Below are 16,112 nucleotides of genomic sequence, written 5' to 3'. Positions count from 1 at the left end.
CGCTGCGGAATTAGCGATGCAGACCGCCGGCCTCAAACGGGTCGTCGGGATAGCCTGCGCCCATGAGGTAGAGCCCATCGGGGGGGCTGACCGGGCCACAAGCGGCGCGGTTGCGGGCCTCAAGCGCGGCGGTGACGTCATCGGCGGACCATGCGCCTGCCCCGACCCGTTCCAGCGTGCCGACAAAGCTGCGCACCTGATTGTGCAGGAATGACCGGGCGCGCACATCGAAGTGGATTTCCGGGCCTGCGGCGGTTTCGACGTGGGTGACATCCAAACGGTCCAGCGTTTTTACCGGGCTGTTGGATTGGCACATCACCGACCGAAAGGTGGTGAAGTCATGCAGGCCCACAAGGCGCTGCGCGGCCTCATGCATCGCACTTACGTCCAGATCATGGGACACACGCCAGACCTGCCCGGCCTCCATCGTGCAGGGGGCGCGGCGGCAGAGGATACGGAACAGATAGCGGCGTTCGATCGCAGAAAACCGGGCGTGCCAATCATCCGGCACACGGGCCGCATCGACAATCGCTACGGGCGCGGGCTTCAGATGGTAGTTCAGCGCCTCGGACAGGCGGAACGGTTCCCAATCACGCTCCATGTCGCAATGGGCCACCTGCCCCCGCCCGTGCACACCCGCGTCGGTGCGCCCAGCGGCGGCAATCGTGTGCTGGCGCTTTTCCAGCTTGGCCAAGGCATCCTCAATCGCGCCCTGCACCGACGGTTGATCCGCCTGCCGCTGCCATCCGGCAAACGGGGCGCCATTATATTCGACCTTGAGCGCAATTCTGAACATATGCCGCGCATAGCGTGCAGGGCCGATCTGGGCAATCCCCCGATCAGGGCTGGCAGGCAGGGCATCGGATGGCTATCTAAAGGAAGCAACGGAAGAAGGGATGCAGATTTGGTCTTTACTGCCATCGCCGACACGCTGACGCGAAGCGTCGAAAGCCTGACAGACACTGTATCCGAAACCTTCTTTGAACCGGTGATCCGCATTGGTGTGACCGGGCTGGCGCGGTCTGGCAAAACGGTGTTCATCACATCGCTTGTGGCCAATCTGCTGGACCGGGGGCGAATGCCGCAACTGTTGCCTGCTGCCGATGGGCGGATCACGGCGGCCTATTTGCAACCGCAGCCCAACGACACCGTGCCGCGCTTTGACTATGAAACCCACCTTGGGGCCATGACCTCGCCCACGCCGCATTGGCCCGATAGCACGCGGGCCACGTCCGAACTGCGCCTGTCGCTGCGCGTGCGGCCCAACGGGTTGCTGGGCGGGTTGCAAGGGCCGCGCACCGTGCATCTGGACATCATGGACTATCCCGGCGAATGGCTTCTGGATCTGGGACTGCTGGACAAATCCTACAAGGAGTGGAGCCGAGAGACCCTAGACCGCATCGCCACGCGCGATATGGCAATGGGGTTTCTGAGCCAAGTGAAGGGCGCGGATGTCACGGGTGATTTCGAAGAACCAAACGCCAAACGTCTGGCCGAAGCCTTCAGCGGCTATCTGACCGCCGCCCGCGCCGCCGGGTTTTCGGACTGTACGCCGGGGCGGTTCTTGCTGCCCGGCGATCTGGCCGGTAGCCCGGTGTTGACCTTCGCGCCCCTGCCTCCACAAGACAGCGCGCCGCGCCGGTCGCTCTGGCGGGAAATGGAACGCCGGTATGAGGCGTATAAATCCCGCGTGGTCAAACCCTTTTTCAACGACCATTTTGCCCGAATTGACCGTCAGGTCGTGCTGGTCGATGCGCTTGGCGCGATCAACAGCGGCCCTGCGGCGGTCGAAGACATGCGCCGCGCCATGACAGATATCCTGTCGGCCTTCCGTCCGGGGCGGAATGCCTTTCTGACCCAGCTGTTGATGGGCAAACGGGTGGAAAAGATCCTGTTTGCCGCCACCAAGGCCGACCACCTGCATCACAGCCAACACGCCCGCCTGACCGCCATAATGGAGGCGCTGACCCGCGACGCCCGCGATAAGGCCCGCTTTGCCGGGGCCGAAACCGCCGCCATGGCCATCGCATCGCTTCGGGCCACGACCGAGGTGACGCGCGACCATAACGGCGCGTCGCTCGATCTGGTGCAGGGCACGCTGCTGGACAGTGGCAAACAGGCGGCCTTTTACCCCGGCGATCTGCCGCAAGACCCAAATGCGCTGCTGGCCCCTGCGCGGCAGGGGGCTGACCGCTGGCTGGACGGCGATTACCAAATCATGCGCTTTGCCCCGGCAAGGCTAAACCTGCGCCCCGGCGAAGGTCCGCCGCACATCCGGCTGGACCGGGCAGCACAGTTTCTGATCGGGGATGCGCTATGAGCCTGCAAATCCGGCCCGCCACCCCGCTGGATGCCGGGCGGCTTGGCGGCATTCTGACCGATTGGACAGATGCCACCGCGTGGCTACCGCGCCTGCATAGCGCGGCGCAGGATATCGCCCATGCCGCGCAGATGATCGAACGGGGCTGGGTCACTGTGGCGCAATCTGCCGCCGGAACCATCGCCGGATTTCTGGCGCGGGATGATGGCTATGTGCATGCGCTGTTCGTATCGGGCACGCATCGCGGCGAAGGCGTCGGAACAGCCCTTATCCGCGATGCGCAATCGCGCGCGCCCCGGCTGGAACTATGGACCCATCAGGCCAATGACGCGGCCCGCGCCTTCTACGCGCAGCTTGGGTTTGAAGAAACGGGCCGAACATCGGGGCTGCATAACGATGAATCCCTGCCCGATATCGGTTTTCACTGGACACGAAAGGCAATGGCATGAGCACCCCAAAAGGCCCTGTCCTGATCGAGTTGGACGAAGACGCCCCCGCCGCCAGCCCGGCAGAGGCTCCGCCGGTCCCCGACACAGATCTACCTGCCCCCTCTGGCCAGGCCATGGCCACCGTCGCGGCGCTGACAACGCGCCTGTCGTCGCCCCTTGCGCGGTGGTTCTGGGGCCTTCTGGCCGCCGTCATCGCCGCCTTTGCCTCGCTCGCCGTTTGGAACATCGTGACCGATCTGATCACGCGCGTCCCGCTGCTGGGCTATGCGTTCGGGGCCTTACTGGCGCTGTTCGTGCTGGTGGCGCTGATGATCGTGATCCGCGAAGTGTCGGTCTTTTCACGCCTGCGCCGGATCGACGAGTTGCACCGCGGGGCCGAGGCGGCCTTGGCCAGCGAAGATCTTGGCGCGGCGCGAAAGGTGACCGGGCAACTGACTGCGCTTTATGCGTCGCGCGCTGATACCCGCTGGGGGCGCGAGGCCTTTGCCACGCGCCAAGGCGATGTGTTTGACGCCGAAGGGCTGATCGGGCTGGCCGAGGCCGAAATTCTGGCCCCCCTCGACATTGCCGCCCGCAAAGAGGTTGAGGCCGCCGCCCGCCAAGTCGCCACTGTCACCGCGCTGGTTCCGCTGGCGCTGGCAGATGTGGCCGCCGCGCTGACTTCAAACATCCGCATGATCCGCCGCATTGGCGAAATCTACGGCGGGCGCTCTGGCACCTTTGGCAGTTGGCGGCTGACCCGCGCCGTGATGGCGCATGTGGTGGCCACGGGCGCGGTGGCCGTGGGCGATGACATGCTAGAGCCGATCCTCGGCGCGGGCCTGCTGGGCAAACTGTCGCGCCGGTTTGGCGAAGGGCTGGTCAATGGCTCGCTGACGGCCCGCGTCGGCGTCGCCGCAATCGAGGTGTGCCGCCCCCTGCCCTTCACCCGCACCAAGCGCCCCTCGGTGCGCAGTATCATCCGAACATCGCTGACCGGCCTGTTTGACACGGGCCGCAGCACGCCAAAACCTCAGACGGACGACGCGACATGAGCGACCTGACAGAACTGACCGAACACGGGCATTCGCAAAAGGAAATCGAAGCCCGGATCGGCAAGCCGCCGGGGCGCGGATATCTGCGTGACATCATCTATGGCGGGATCGACGGGTCAGTGACCACCTTTGCCATCGTGGCAGGCGTGGCCGGTGCAGGCCTGTCGCCGATGATCATCGTGGCGCTTGGCATGGCGAACGTGCTGGCCGATGGGTTCTCTATGGCGGCGGGCAACTATTCCGGCACCAAGGCCGAACTCGACGACATCAAACGCATCCGCCGCATCGAAGAACGCCATATCGAAACCCATCCCGAAGGCGAAAAACGCGAATTGCGCCAGATCCTGCACATGAAAGGCCTGTCGGGCGATGCGCTTGATAAGGCGGTCGCGCAGATTTCCAGCGACAAGGAACAGTGGATACAGTTCATGCTGGAGGGTGAATACGGGCTGGCCCCGGTTGATCCGCACCCGATGCGAGCCGCCACGGCCACGTTCATCGCCTTTCTGATCGCTGGGATGATCCCGCTGCTGCCGTTCATCTTTGGCCTGCCATCGGCCTTTACCGTGTCATCCGTGCTGACCGGCATCACCTTTTTCGCCATCGGAGCCTACAAAAGCCAGTGGTCGCTGCACCCTTGGTGGCGATCAGGATTTGAGACGCTGGCCATCGGCGGGGTCGCCGCCTCAATCGCCTATTTTGTTGGGACATTGTTCACCGTCTAAGGCCCGCCCGCGTCGCAATACCGCTCTGGACGGGCCAGAGGCGCAGGCCTATAAGGCCCGCATGATGTACGCTTGCGCGATCATTATTCGAATTACATGCCCGGCGCTCTGATAACACGAGCCGCCGGGACAAGGCGTATGGACCACCGCGCCGCACGAACCCCAGACATTGATATGTATGCCAAGGACGCCCCCAATGTGCGCCGACACGCCTGAATACAAAGACACGCTGAATCTGCCGAAAACCGATTTCCCGATGCGCGCGGGCCTGCCCAAGCGCGAGCCCGAATGGCTGGCCCGGTGGGAAAAGATCGGCATCTATGACCGCCTGCGCGAAAAGGCCGAGGGCCGCAAGCCGTTCGTTCTGCACGATGGCCCGCCGTATGCCAACGGCAACCTGCACATCGGCCACGCGCTGAACAAAACGCTGAAAGACTTCATCGTTCGCAGCCAGCAGATGATGGGCCGCGACGCCCGCTATATCCCCGGCTGGGACTGCCACGGTCTGCCCATCGAATGGAAGATCGAAGAACAGTACCGCAAGAAGGGCAAAAACAAGGACGACGTGAATGTCGTCGACTTCCGTCAGGAATGCCGCAAGTTCGCCGAAGGCTGGATCGACATCCAGCGCAAGGAATTCAAGCGTCTGGGCATCACCGGCACCTGGGAAAACCCCTATCTGACGATGGATTTCCACGCCGAACGCGTGATCGCCGAAGAATTCATGAAGTTCCTGATGAACGGCACGCTGTATCAGGGCTCCAAGCCCGTGATGTGGTCGCCGGTTGAGAAAACCGCGCTGGCCGAGGCCGAGATCGAATACCACGACCACAAGTCCCACACGATCTGGGTACCGTTTGAAATCACCGAATTTTACCCAAGAACGTACGTTGAAGGCACAGGCGACCCCACAAAAGACGCCGCTTTGCTGGAAGCACACGAAACGGCAGACCGTGCTCGCCAACAAGAATTGCTTAGCGCAAAAGTCGTGATCTGGACGACGACGCCATGGACAATTCCTTCGAACCGCGCCGTCGCATTCAATCGAGCAATTAACTACGGTCTTTACGAAGTAACCAAAACACCGGATGAATGCTGGGCGTCCGTGGGCGACTTGTACATTATTGCGGATAAGCTAGCCGCTGAGGTTCTCCAAAAAGCTAGACTTGAGCCGGGCATGTACGTGCGGCGCAGCGCGGTTACTGACGATGAACTAGATACAATGACTCTGGCTCATCCTTTCAGAGGAATCGACAACGCAAACGGCTTCTGGGACTACGACGTTCCGATGATCGACGGCGACCATGTCACCGACGATGCCGGTACGGGCTTTGTACACACCGCCCCCAGCCATGGCGCGGACGACTATGAATGCTTTGTCAAGCGCAACTGGCTGGACCGGATGACCCATAACGTGGGCGAAGAATCCGAATTCCTGCCCCACGTACCGCTGTTCGCTGGCCTGCAAGTGTTTGATCGCAAAGGCAAGGAAGGCAAAGCCAACCGCGCCGTCATGGACAAACTGATTGAGGTCGGCGGCCTGCTGGCCCGCGGTCAGGTCAAGCACAGCTATCCGCATTCGTGGCGCTCTAAGGCTCCGGTGATCTTCCGCAACACGCCGCAGTGGTTTGCCTCGGTCGACAAGCCGGTGAACGACGGGCAGGACGACTACGGCAAGACGATCCGCGAACGCGCCCTGACCAGCATCGACCAGCTGGTGAAATGGACCCCGATCTCGGGCCGCAACCGCCTTTACTCGATGATCGAGGCACGCCCCGATTGGGTTCTGTCGCGTCAACGCGCTTGGGGCGTGCCGCTGACCTGCTTCACCAAGAAGGGTGCTTTGCCCACGGATGACGACTTCCTGCTGCGCGATCCGGCGGTCAACGCCCGCATCGTCGAGGCGTTCGAGGCCGAAGGCGCGGACGTGTGGTACATGGACGGCGCGAAAGAGCGTTTCCTTGGCAACGACTACAACCCCGAAGACTACGATCAGGTCTTTGACGTGCTTGACGTGTGGTTCGACTCCGGCTCGACCCACGCCTTTGTGCTGCGCGACCGCGAAGACGGTGCCGCCGATGGCATCGCGGATCTGTACCTCGAAGGCACCGACCAGCACCGCGGTTGGTTCCATTCGTCCATGCTTCAGGCTTGCGGCACCAAGGGCCGCGCCCCCTATCGCGGCGTGCTGACCCACGGGTTCACGCTCGATGAGAAGGGCAACAAGATGTCCAAATCCTTGGGCAACACTGTCTCGCCCGAGGATGTGACCAAGCAATACGGCGCCGATATCCTGCGCCTTTGGGTGGCCCAGTCCGACTATACCGCCGATCTGCGCATCGGGCCTGAGATCCTGAAAGGCGTGGCCGACAGCTATCGCCGCCTGCGCAACACCATGCGTTATATGCTGGGTGCGCTGAACGGCTTCACCGAGGCCGACCGCATCGAGGCCAAGGACATGCCGGAACTGGAGCGTTATGTTCTGCACCGGCTGGCCGAATTGGACCATGTCGTGCGCAAGGGCTATGACGCCTATGACTTCCAAGGCGTGTTCCAGCAGCTGTTCAACTTCTGCACCGTCGAACTGTCGGCCTTCTACTTCGACATCCGCAAAGACGCGCTTTACTGCGATGGCGACACGCTGCGCCGCCGCTCGGCCCGCACCGTGATGGATATCCTCTTCCACCGCCTGACGACTTGGCTCGCTCCGATCCTTGTCTTCACGATGGAAGATGTCTGGCTCGAACGCTTCCCCGGCGAAGACAGCTCGGTCCACCTGATTGATATCCCCGCCACGCCGAAAGACTGGCTCGACACCCCCTTGGCCGAGAAATGGACCAAGGTGCGCCGCGCCCGCCGCGTTGTCACCGCCGCGCTGGAAATCCAGCGGACGGATAAGGTAATCGGCGCCTCGCTTGAGGCCGCCCCGGTCGTGCATATCGACGATGCCACCACGCTTAAGGCGCTGAAATCTGTGGCTTTCGACGATATCTGCATCACGTCCGGCATGGCCCTGACCGCTGACCCCGCCCCGGCCGAGGCTTTCCGCCTGCCGGAAATCGAAGGCATTGGCGTGGTCTTCGAAAAAGCCGACGGTGAAAAATGTCAGCGTTGCTGGAAAATCCTGCCGGATGTGGGCACCCACACCCACGCAGGCACCTGCAAACGCTGCGACGACGCACTCAGCTAAACACAAAAGGGCGGCTCACAAGGCCGCCCTTTTCGCATGAGGCCCCCAATGCACCGCTGGCGCCCCGCCCAATCCATCCGCGTCAAAGCCCTTGGCCTGCACTGGCGCGGCGGCAAACTGCTCGCCGCCGAAGTCTATGACGACGCAGGCCACCTCAAAGGCGTGCGCCCGCTCGGCGGCTCCGTCAATTTCAGCGAACCAGCCGAAGCCGCCGTCATTCGTGAATTCCAAGAAGAACTGGGCGTTCAGGCCACCATCACGGGCGCCCCGCTGGTGATAGAAAACCTCTACAGCCACGAAGGCCAACAAGGGCACGAGGTGATCTTCCTCTTCCCCCTCACCTTCCCAAGCAACAACTTCGGCGACACCATCCACTTTACCGAAGACAGCGGCACCCCTTGCATTGCCCGCTGGTTCGATCTGGCCGACCTCGATCAACCGGGTGGTCCCGAGCTTTACCCCTCCGGTCTCAAAGCGCTGTTGACCAAACCCAAGCCCTAGGCAAACTGGCCCAATGCCAAGCCTCACCACCAATAGCCCCCTCGGCCCACTCACACTCGCTGAAACGAACGGCGCCATCACGCGCCTGACATGGGGCACCGCCCCGAATGACCCGACGCCGCTGCTGACCGAGGCCGCCGCGCAGCTCGACGCTTATTTCAATGGTCAACGCACCAGCTTTGATCTCCCCCTCGCCCCGCACGGCTCAGACCTGCAAATCGCCACCTGCCAAGCCATGTGCGCCATCCCCTTCGGCGAAACCCGCACCTATGGCGATTTGGCCAAAGCCCTGGGCAAACCAGCGCAAGCCATAGGCCAAGCCTGCGGCGGCAACCCGATTCCCATCCTGATCCCCTGCCACCGCGTCTTGTCCGCAACAGGCCTCGGCGGTTTCTCAGGCGGTACAGGGATCGAGACCAAAATCTGGCTGCTGAAGCACGAGGGCGCGGCCAGCCTGCTGATCTGACCCGCCTGCTTCTTCTCTTTAAGAAATACGCAAAAAATACACGAGCCGCTGCCGCAAGGCAGAGGCGAGACATCATGCGCGGCGCAGCCGCACAATTGGATCAAGAAAACTCAGTCGCGGGCCGGATCGCGCGGGTAAACGCCCAGAATCTCGAATTGCGAGGTGAAATAATCCAGCTCTTCCAAGGCCAAACGCACGGCGGGATCATCGGGATGGCCCTCGATATCGGCATAGAACTGCGTCGCCGTGAACGAGCCGTTGACCATATAGCTTTCCAGCTTGGTCATGTTCACGCCATTGGTCGCAAACCCGCCCATCGCTTTGTACAGCGCGGCAGGAATGTTGCGCACTTCGAAGACGAAGCTGGTCATCATGCCATGGTCCCCACGGCGCGAATGATCGGCCTTCGGCGACATGATCAGGAACCGCGTGGTGTTGGTGTCATTGTCCTCAACCCCGCGGGCCAGAACATCAAGCCCATAGATATCGGCGGCCACGGCGCTGGCCATCACGCCATCGCTGTTCACACCGTTCTTGGCCAAGTCCTTGGCGGCCCCGGCGCTGTCCACCGCCGCCTCAGAGGTGATTCCATGCGCTTTCAGAAATGTCTTGGCCTGCGGCAGCAACACCAGATGGGCGCGCACATGGCGAATATCTTCCAGCTTCGCACCCTTGCGGCCCATCAGGGCAATGCGCACGCGCACGAAATGTTCGTCGATGATGTTCAGGCCCGAATTGGGCAAAAGCGAATGGATGTCGGCCACCCGCCCATAGGTCGAATTTTCCACCGGCAGCATGGCCAATTCGGCCTCTCCGCTGCGCACGGCCTCAATCACATCGTCAAATGTCCGGCAGGGAAGCGCCTCCATATCGGGGCGCGCAGCAATACAAGCTTCGTGCGAATAAGCGCCGGGTTCCCCCTGAAAAGCGATGCGATTTGACATGATCCACCGTCCAAATTCGATTTTTTGCCCGAGATGGGCGTTTGGTCGCGCCTTCTACACCTTGCCTTGAGGAAGGGGAAGCCGTAGATACCCGCCTCGACGGACACGAATTCTGGACACGCGAGCCATGTTTGACACGATGACGATGACCAAGATCCTCGGCGGTTTCTGCGGGGCGCTGCTGATCTTCCTTCTGGGGAACTGGGCAGCTGAAAGCCTGTATCACATGGGTGGTGCGCATGGCGACGAAGAGCACGCGCAAGGCTACCACATCGAAGTGGATGATGCCGGCGGCGCAGGCGAGGAAGAAGAAGCCTTTGATCTGGTGGCTGCACTGGCCGCTGCTGACCCTGCCAAAGGCGAAAAAGTATTCGGCAAGTGTAAAGCCTGCCACAAGCTGGAAGACGGCGCCAACGGCACCGGCCCGCACCTGTACGGCGTAGTTGACCGCGCGGTTGGCTCGATCGATGGCTTCGGCTACTCGGGCGCACTGGTTGCTGTTGCCGACGTTTGGGACGCAGAGCACCTGTTTGGCTTCCTGGAAAACCCGAAGGGCTACGCGCCCGGCACCAAGATGGGCTTTGCCGGTCTGAAGAAAGCCGACGACCGCGTGAACCTGATCGCCTACCTGAAGACCATCGGCGGCTGATCGCACTTCGCGTCACACTTGATCACAATTTCGAAAGCGCCGTCCCTTTGGGGCGGCGCTTTTCTATATTCCTCTCAGGCAAATGGACCAAGCACGCATTCTGCCCTTGAATGTCGCCAGAGCAGACCTTTAGCTTGGTTCACATAACAAGCCGACCAAAACTCGGAGGACCCCCAGAATGACCATTCCCGCCCTCGCCCGCCTTGGACTTCTTGCCAGCGCAAGCCTGCTGTCCCTCGCGGCCAGCGCGCAGGCCGAAGACGTGATCATCAAAAGCCACGGCTACAACTACTTCGGCGCTTTGGTCTATCCTGCGGATTACCCCCACCTGAACTACGTCAATCCCGAGGCCCCCAAGGGCGGCGAAATCGCCGAATGGGCGCCCGGCACCTTTGACAGCTTCAACCTATACACCCGCAAAGGCCGCGCTGGCGCGCTGTCCACCATTGGGCACGAAGATCTGTTGACCACCTTCGCCGACGATCCTACCGCACTGTATTGCCTGCTGTGCGAGACACTGGAATATCCCGAAAGCCTCGACTGGGTGATCTTCAACCTGCGCCCCGAGGTCCGGTTTGCCGATGGCACCCCTTGGAAAGCCAGCGATCTGAAATTCACCTATGACATCTTCATGGAACAGGGCCTGCCGTCCTTCCGCGCGGCCTTTGGATCGATGATCGACAGCGTCGAAGTGCTGGGTGAACACCAGATCCGATTTAACTTCAAACCTGACAGCCCGAAACGCGACCGGATCGGGCTGGCAGGGATTTTCCCGGCCTTTTCGCAAGACTGGTTTGAAAAGACCGGCGCACGGCTTGATGAAAGCACGACCGAACCCTTTATGGGCACCGGAGCCTATGCTCTGGACCGCTACGATTTCAACGAACGGATCGTCTATAAGCGTCGCGATGATTACTGGGGCAAGGATCTGCCGCAAAACGTTGGGCGCAACAACTTTGACCGCATTCGCATCGAATATTTCGCCGACAGCAGCGCCGCGTTTGAGGCGTTCAAGGCGGGCACCTACACCTTCCGCACCGAAAACAGTTCGAAAGAATGGGCAACGGGCTATGACTTCCCGGCGTTGAACGATGGCCATGTGGTCAAGACCGAACTGCCCGATGGCGGGCTTGGATCGGGCCAGTCCTTTGTGTTTAACCTGCGCCGCGACAAGTTCGACGACATCCGCGTGCGTCAGGCGATTGGCCTGATGTTCAACTTCGAATGGTCCAATACGTCGCTGTTTTACGGGCTTTATGACCGCACCGAAAGCTTCTGGGACAATTCCGACATGAAAGCCGCCGGTGCCCCGACCGAGGGCGAATTGGCGATCCTGAAGCCAATGGTGGACGAAGGCTTGTTGGAAGCGTCTATCCTGACCGATGAGGCGGTTTTGCCGGGCGTCTCGGGCGAAGACCGCCCCTTGGACCGCAAGGCCCTGCGTCAGGCATCCGCCCTGCTGGATGAGGCGGGCTGGATCGTCGGCGACGACGGTCTGCGCCGCAAAGACGGCGAAGTGCTGACGGTGGAATTCCTCGAAAGCTCACCCACCTTCGACCGGGTCATCAACCCCTATGTCCAGAACCTTGAACGTTTGGGCGTTCAGGCCAAGCTGGACCGGGTGGACCCTGCGCAGGAAACCGAACGCACGCGGAACTATGATTTCGACCTGACGACGCACCAATTTGCCATGGCGTTCGAACCCTCGACCGGGCTGAAACAGTGGTTCAGTTCGGAAACGGTGGATGACAGTTCGCGCAACCTAATGGGGCTGGCCGATCCGGCTGTGGACCGGCTGATCGACATCATCGTTGCAGCCGAAACCCAAGAGGACATGAAAAACGGCGTGCGCGCGCTGGACCGCGTGCTTCGGGCGAAACTGTTCTGGGTGCCGCAGTGGAACAAGAACGTCCACACGGTCGCCTATTTCGATCAGTTCGAGCACCCGGAGTTGCCGCCGCTGGCCTTGGGCGAGTTGGATTTCTGGTGGTTCAACCAAGAAAAACACGACGCTTTGGTTGCGGCCGGCGTTCTGAGGTAATCCACGCATGGGAGCCTATATCCTACGGCGCTTGTTGTTGATCATCCCAACCCTGCTTGGGATCATGATCATCAACTTCGCGCTGGTTCAGTTCGTGCCCGGCGGCCCGATTGAGCAGATCATCGCCCAGATGGAGGGCGAAGGTGACGTCTTTGGCACGATCGCTGGCAACGGGTCCGAAGGTGAGGTCGGAGGATCGGGCGAAACCGGCGATTACATCGGCGGGCGCGGTCTGCCGCCCGAGTTCATCGCCGAACTGGAAAAGGAATTCGGCTTTGACAAGCCGCCGCTGGAACGGTTCCTGAATATGATGTGGAACTATATGCGGCTGGATTTCGGTGAAAGCTATTTCCGGTCGATCAGCGTGGTGGATCTGGTGCTGGAAAAGATGCCTGTGTCCATCTCGCTCGGGTTATGGTCAACGCTGATCGCCTATATCGTGTCTATCCCCCTGGGGATCCGAAAGGCCGTGCGCGATGGCACCAGTTTCGACACCTGGACCAGCAGCATCATCATCGTCGCCTATGCAATCCCCGGATTTCTGTTCGCGATCCTGCTGTTGGTGCTGTTCGCAGGCGGGTCGTATTTTCAGGTCTTCCCGCTGCGCGGCCTGACCTCGGACAATTGGGACCAGCTTAGCCTTGTGGGCAAAGTCCTTGATTACTTCTGGCACATCGCCCTGCCGGTCATCGCATCAACGATTTCGGCCTTTGCGACGCTGACTTTGCTGACCAAAAACTCGTTCCTAGACGAGATCCGAAAACAATACGTCATGACCGCCCGCGCCAAGGGCCTGAGCGAAAGCCGCGTTCTGTATGGGCACATCTTCCGCAATGCGATGTTGATCGTGATCGCGGGCTTTCCATCCGTGTTCATCGGCGTGTTCTTTGCGGGTAGCCTGATCATCGAGACGATCTTTTCGCTCGACGGGCTGGGCCGCCTCAGCTTTGAGGCTGCGGTCGCGCGGGATTACCCGGTGATCTTTGGCACGCTGTTCGTCTTTGGCCTGATGGGCCTGCTGATCGGCATTCTGTCGGACCTGATGTATGTCTTTGTTGATCCCCGGATCGACTTTGAACGGCGGGAGGGATGAGCATGTTCAAACTCTCACCGCTCAACCAACGTCGCTGGACCAACTTCAAACGCAACCGCCGCGCCTATTGGTCTTTGGTGATCTTTTCGGTGTTGTTTGGCCTGTCGCTGTTCGCTGAGTTTCTGGCCAATGACAAACCGCTGCTGGTTCAGTATCGCGGCCAGTATTACACGCCAATTTTCAACTTCTATGCCGAAACCGAATTTGGCGGGGATTTTCGAACCGAAGCCGCCTATCGCGACCCCGAGGTCAAATGCCTGATCCGCACCGGCGGGCTGGAGGAATGTTTTGACGACCCCGAAGGGCTGATCGAAGCTGTGGACGAGGGCGAAAAGCTGGATGGGGATTTTGACAAAGGCTGGATGATCTGGCCGCCGATCCCCTATTCCTACCGCACCCCGGTTGACCGCCCCGGCGCGGCCCCGCTGCCGCCCAACAGCCACAACCTGCTGGGCACGGACGACACGAAGCGCGACGTGCTGGCCCGTGTGATCTATGGCTTCCGGCTGTCGATCGTGTTCACGCTGCTGGTCACCGTCGCCTCTTCTATCATCGGGATCATCGCAGGCGCGGTGCAGGGCTATTTCGGCGGCAAGATCGACCTGATTTTCCAACGTGTGATTGAAATATGGGGCGCGACCCCGTCGCTCTATATTATCATCATCCTGTTCGCGATCTTGGGGCGTAGTTTCTGGCTTCTGGTCATCCTGACGGTGCTGTTTGGCTGGACGGCCCTTGTGGGCGTCGTGCGGGCCGAATTCCTGCGGGCGCGGAACCTTGAATATGTCCGGGCGGCCAAGGCGCTTGGCGTTAGCAACACCAAGATCATGTTCCGCCACATGCTGCCCAACGCCATGGTCGCCACCCTGACCATGCTGCCCTTCATCGTCACCGGCACCATCAGCACGCTGGCCGGGCTGGATTTCCTTGGCTTTGGACTGCCCTCCTCGGCACCGTCGCTGGGCGAGCTGACCTTGCAAGCCAAGCAGAACCTTCAGGCCCCGTGGCTGGGCTTTACCGCCTTTGGCGTGTTTGCCCTGATGCTATCGCTGCTGGTGTTCATCTTCGAAGGGGTGCGTGACGCATTCGACCCCAGAAAGACCTTCTCATGACTGGCGTTCTTTCCGTCAAAAACCTGACCGTCAGCTTCCGTCAGGACGGCGCGACCGTACAGGCCGTCAAGGGCGTGTCCTTTGACGTGGGCCACGGCGAAACCGTCGCTTTGGTGGGCGAATCCGGGTCCGGCAAATCGGTCTCGGCGCTGTCGACCGTGTCGCTATTGGGCGATTCAGCCGGAGTTGGGGGGTCCGCCACCTTTGATGGCCGCGAATTGATCGGCGCGAGCGAGGCAGAGCTTCGCAAAGTGCGCGGCAATGACATCAGCTTTATCTTCCAAGAGCCGATGACATCGCTCAACCCGCTGCATACGCTGGAAAAGCAATTGGCCGAGGCGCTGGCCCTGCATCAGGGCCTTGTCGGGGCTGAGGCGCGCGCGCGGATCGTGTCGCTTTTGACCCGCGTCGGCATCCACGACCCCGAAAGCCGCCTGACCGCCTATCCGCATGAATTGTCCGGCGGGCAGCGTCAACGCGTAATGATCGCCATGGCACTGGCCAACCGGCCCAAGCTGCTGATCGCGGATGAGCCGACGACCGCGCTTGATGTGACCATTCAGGCGCAAATCCTTGACTTGCTGGAAGACATTAAGCGCGACGAAGGCATGTCGATGCTGTTCATCACCCATGACCTTGGCATCGTGCGCAAAATCGCCGACCGGGTGTGCGTGATGAAAGATGGTCAGATCGTCGAGTCCGGCCCAACGCAGCAGATCTTTGCCAATCCGCAGCACCCTTATACCCAGATGCTGCTTAGCGCCGAACCTACGGGCCTGCCCGAAGCGGTGGCAGAAAACGCGCCCGTTGTGGCGGAAGGCACCAATATGCGCATCTGGTTCCCGATCAAGACCGGCTTCATGCGCAAAGTCACCGGCCATGTGAAGGCGGTGAATGACGCGACATTGACCGTTCGGGCGGGCGAAACCATCGGGATCGTCGGTGAAAGCGGATCGGGCAAAAGTACGCTGGCGCTGGCTCTGATGCGACTGATCCAGTCAGAGGGCGGGCTACATTTCGAAGGGCGCGACCTGCGCCGCTTGTCGGGCCGTGACTTGCGCCAATTGCGCAGTCAAATGCAGATCGTGTTTCAGGACCCCTTCGGATCGCTCAGCCCGCGCATGACCTGCGAACAGATCATCGCCGAAGGCCTAGAGGTGCACGGATCGCCCGATGGGCTGGCGCATCAGGACGCGGTGACCACCGTCATGCAAGAGGTGGGGTTGGACCCGGAAATGCGCCACCGCTACCCGCACGAATTTTCCGGCGGGCAACGGCAACGGATCGCGATTGCCCGCGCTATGGTGCTGCGTCCCAAGCTGGTGGTTCTGGATGAGCCAACTTCGGCGCTGGATATGACGGTGCAGGCGCAGATCGTCGACCTGCTGCGCGATTTGCAGCAAAAGCACAACTTGGCCTACCTGTTCATCTCGCACGATCTGAAGGTCGTCCGCGCCATGAGCCATAAGCTGATGGTGATGAAGCAAGGCGATGTCGTCGAAGCGGGCGACGCGGACCAGATTTTTGCCAATCCGCAATCCGACTACACCCGCGCCCTGTTGAACGCAGCGTTCGAGGCGGCGTAAAG

At 61.0% G+C, this 16,112-nt stretch carries 14 protein-coding genes; 12 read left to right on the top strand and 2 right to left on the bottom strand.

The window, feature by feature from the left end:
• Positions 1–10: 10 nt before the first annotated feature.
• A complete protein-coding gene (gene truA, locus PRI8871_RS08720) occupies positions 11–796 on the bottom strand; it encodes a tRNA pseudouridine(38-40) synthase TruA (protein WP_108885786.1) in 786 nt (261 codons plus the stop codon).
• 108 nt (positions 797–904) lie between these two features.
• On the opposite strand from truA, the gene PRI8871_RS08715 reads away from it, so the two are divergent.
• The 7 genes from PRI8871_RS08715 to PRI8871_RS08685 all read left to right on the top strand — a co-directional run bounded on the left by PRI8871_RS08715 (position 905) and on the right by PRI8871_RS08685 (position 8,685).
• Positions 905–2,320: a YcjX family GTP-binding protein gene (locus PRI8871_RS08715; protein ID WP_108885785.1), complete on the top strand. Its 1,416-nt coding sequence runs from the start codon at positions 905–907 to the stop codon at positions 2,318–2,320.
• Entirely contained in the window at positions 2,317–2,769 is a 453-nt protein-coding gene (locus tag PRI8871_RS08710; protein WP_108885784.1) for a GNAT family N-acetyltransferase, read from the top strand. Before PRI8871_RS08715 ends, PRI8871_RS08710 begins: the two co-directional genes overlap by 4 nt.
• Positions 2,766–3,803, top strand: coding sequence for a YcjF family protein (locus tag PRI8871_RS08705; RefSeq protein ID WP_108885783.1), 1,038 nt, complete (start codon positions 2,766–2,768; stop codon positions 3,801–3,803). The genes PRI8871_RS08710 and PRI8871_RS08705 overlap by 4 nt, the downstream gene beginning before the upstream one ends.
• Positions 3,800–4,528: a VIT1/CCC1 transporter family protein gene (locus PRI8871_RS08700; protein ID WP_181389412.1), complete on the top strand. Its 729-nt coding sequence runs from the start codon at positions 3,800–3,802 to the stop codon at positions 4,526–4,528. Before PRI8871_RS08705 ends, PRI8871_RS08700 begins: the two co-directional genes overlap by 4 nt.
• 196 nt (positions 4,529–4,724) lie before the next feature.
• Complete coding sequence (gene ileS / locus PRI8871_RS08695) at positions 4,725–7,718, top strand: isoleucine--tRNA ligase (RefSeq protein ID WP_108885782.1); 2,994 nt, start codon at positions 4,725–4,727, stop codon at positions 7,716–7,718.
• A 48-nt stretch (positions 7,719–7,766) separates the two neighbouring features.
• Complete coding sequence (locus PRI8871_RS08690; RefSeq protein ID WP_108885781.1) at positions 7,767–8,219, top strand: NUDIX hydrolase; 453 nt, start codon at positions 7,767–7,769, stop codon at positions 8,217–8,219.
• A gap of 13 nt (positions 8,220–8,232) precedes the next feature.
• Entirely contained in the window at positions 8,233–8,685 is a 453-nt protein-coding gene (locus PRI8871_RS08685; protein WP_108885780.1) for a methylated-DNA--[protein]-cysteine S-methyltransferase, read from the top strand.
• Positions 8,686–8,795: 110 nt separating this feature from the next.
• Here the strand turns inward: PRI8871_RS08685 and PRI8871_RS08680 are convergent, their stop codons facing one another.
• A complete protein-coding gene (locus PRI8871_RS08680) occupies positions 8,796–9,629 on the bottom strand; it encodes a prephenate dehydratase (RefSeq protein WP_108885779.1) in 834 nt (277 codons plus the stop codon).
• 127 nt (positions 9,630–9,756) lie between these two features.
• On the opposite strand from PRI8871_RS08680, the gene PRI8871_RS08675 reads away from it, so the two are divergent.
• From PRI8871_RS08675 to PRI8871_RS08655, 5 genes are all read left to right on the top strand, one after another.
• A complete protein-coding gene (locus PRI8871_RS08675) occupies positions 9,757–10,278 on the top strand; it encodes a c-type cytochrome (protein WP_108885778.1) in 522 nt (173 codons plus the stop codon).
• A 178-nt stretch (positions 10,279–10,456) separates the two neighbouring features.
• The gene (locus PRI8871_RS08670; protein WP_108885777.1) at positions 10,457–12,319 is read left to right on the top strand and encodes an extracellular solute-binding protein; all 1,863 of its coding nucleotides are present in this window, start codon (positions 10,457–10,459) and stop codon (positions 12,317–12,319) included.
• 7 nt (positions 12,320–12,326) lie between these two features.
• A complete protein-coding gene (locus tag PRI8871_RS08665) occupies positions 12,327–13,412 on the top strand; it encodes a microcin C ABC transporter permease YejB (RefSeq protein ID WP_108885776.1) in 1,086 nt (361 codons plus the stop codon).
• Positions 13,413–13,414: 2 nt separating this feature from the next.
• Positions 13,415–14,524: an ABC transporter permease gene (locus tag PRI8871_RS08660; protein ID WP_108885775.1), complete on the top strand. Its 1,110-nt coding sequence runs from the start codon at positions 13,415–13,417 to the stop codon at positions 14,522–14,524.
• Positions 14,521–16,110, top strand: a complete 1,590-nt coding sequence (locus PRI8871_RS08655; RefSeq protein ID WP_108885774.1) for an ABC transporter ATP-binding protein — start codon at positions 14,521–14,523, stop codon at positions 16,108–16,110. The genes PRI8871_RS08660 and PRI8871_RS08655 overlap by 4 nt, the downstream gene beginning before the upstream one ends.
• Positions 16,111–16,112: the final 2 nt, after the last annotated feature.

This window comes from Pseudoprimorskyibacter insulae, assembly GCF_900302505.1.
GTDB lineage: Bacteria > Pseudomonadota > Alphaproteobacteria > Rhodobacterales > Rhodobacteraceae > Pseudoprimorskyibacter > Pseudoprimorskyibacter insulae.
This window is presented reverse-complemented; position numbering and strand designations above follow the sequence as displayed.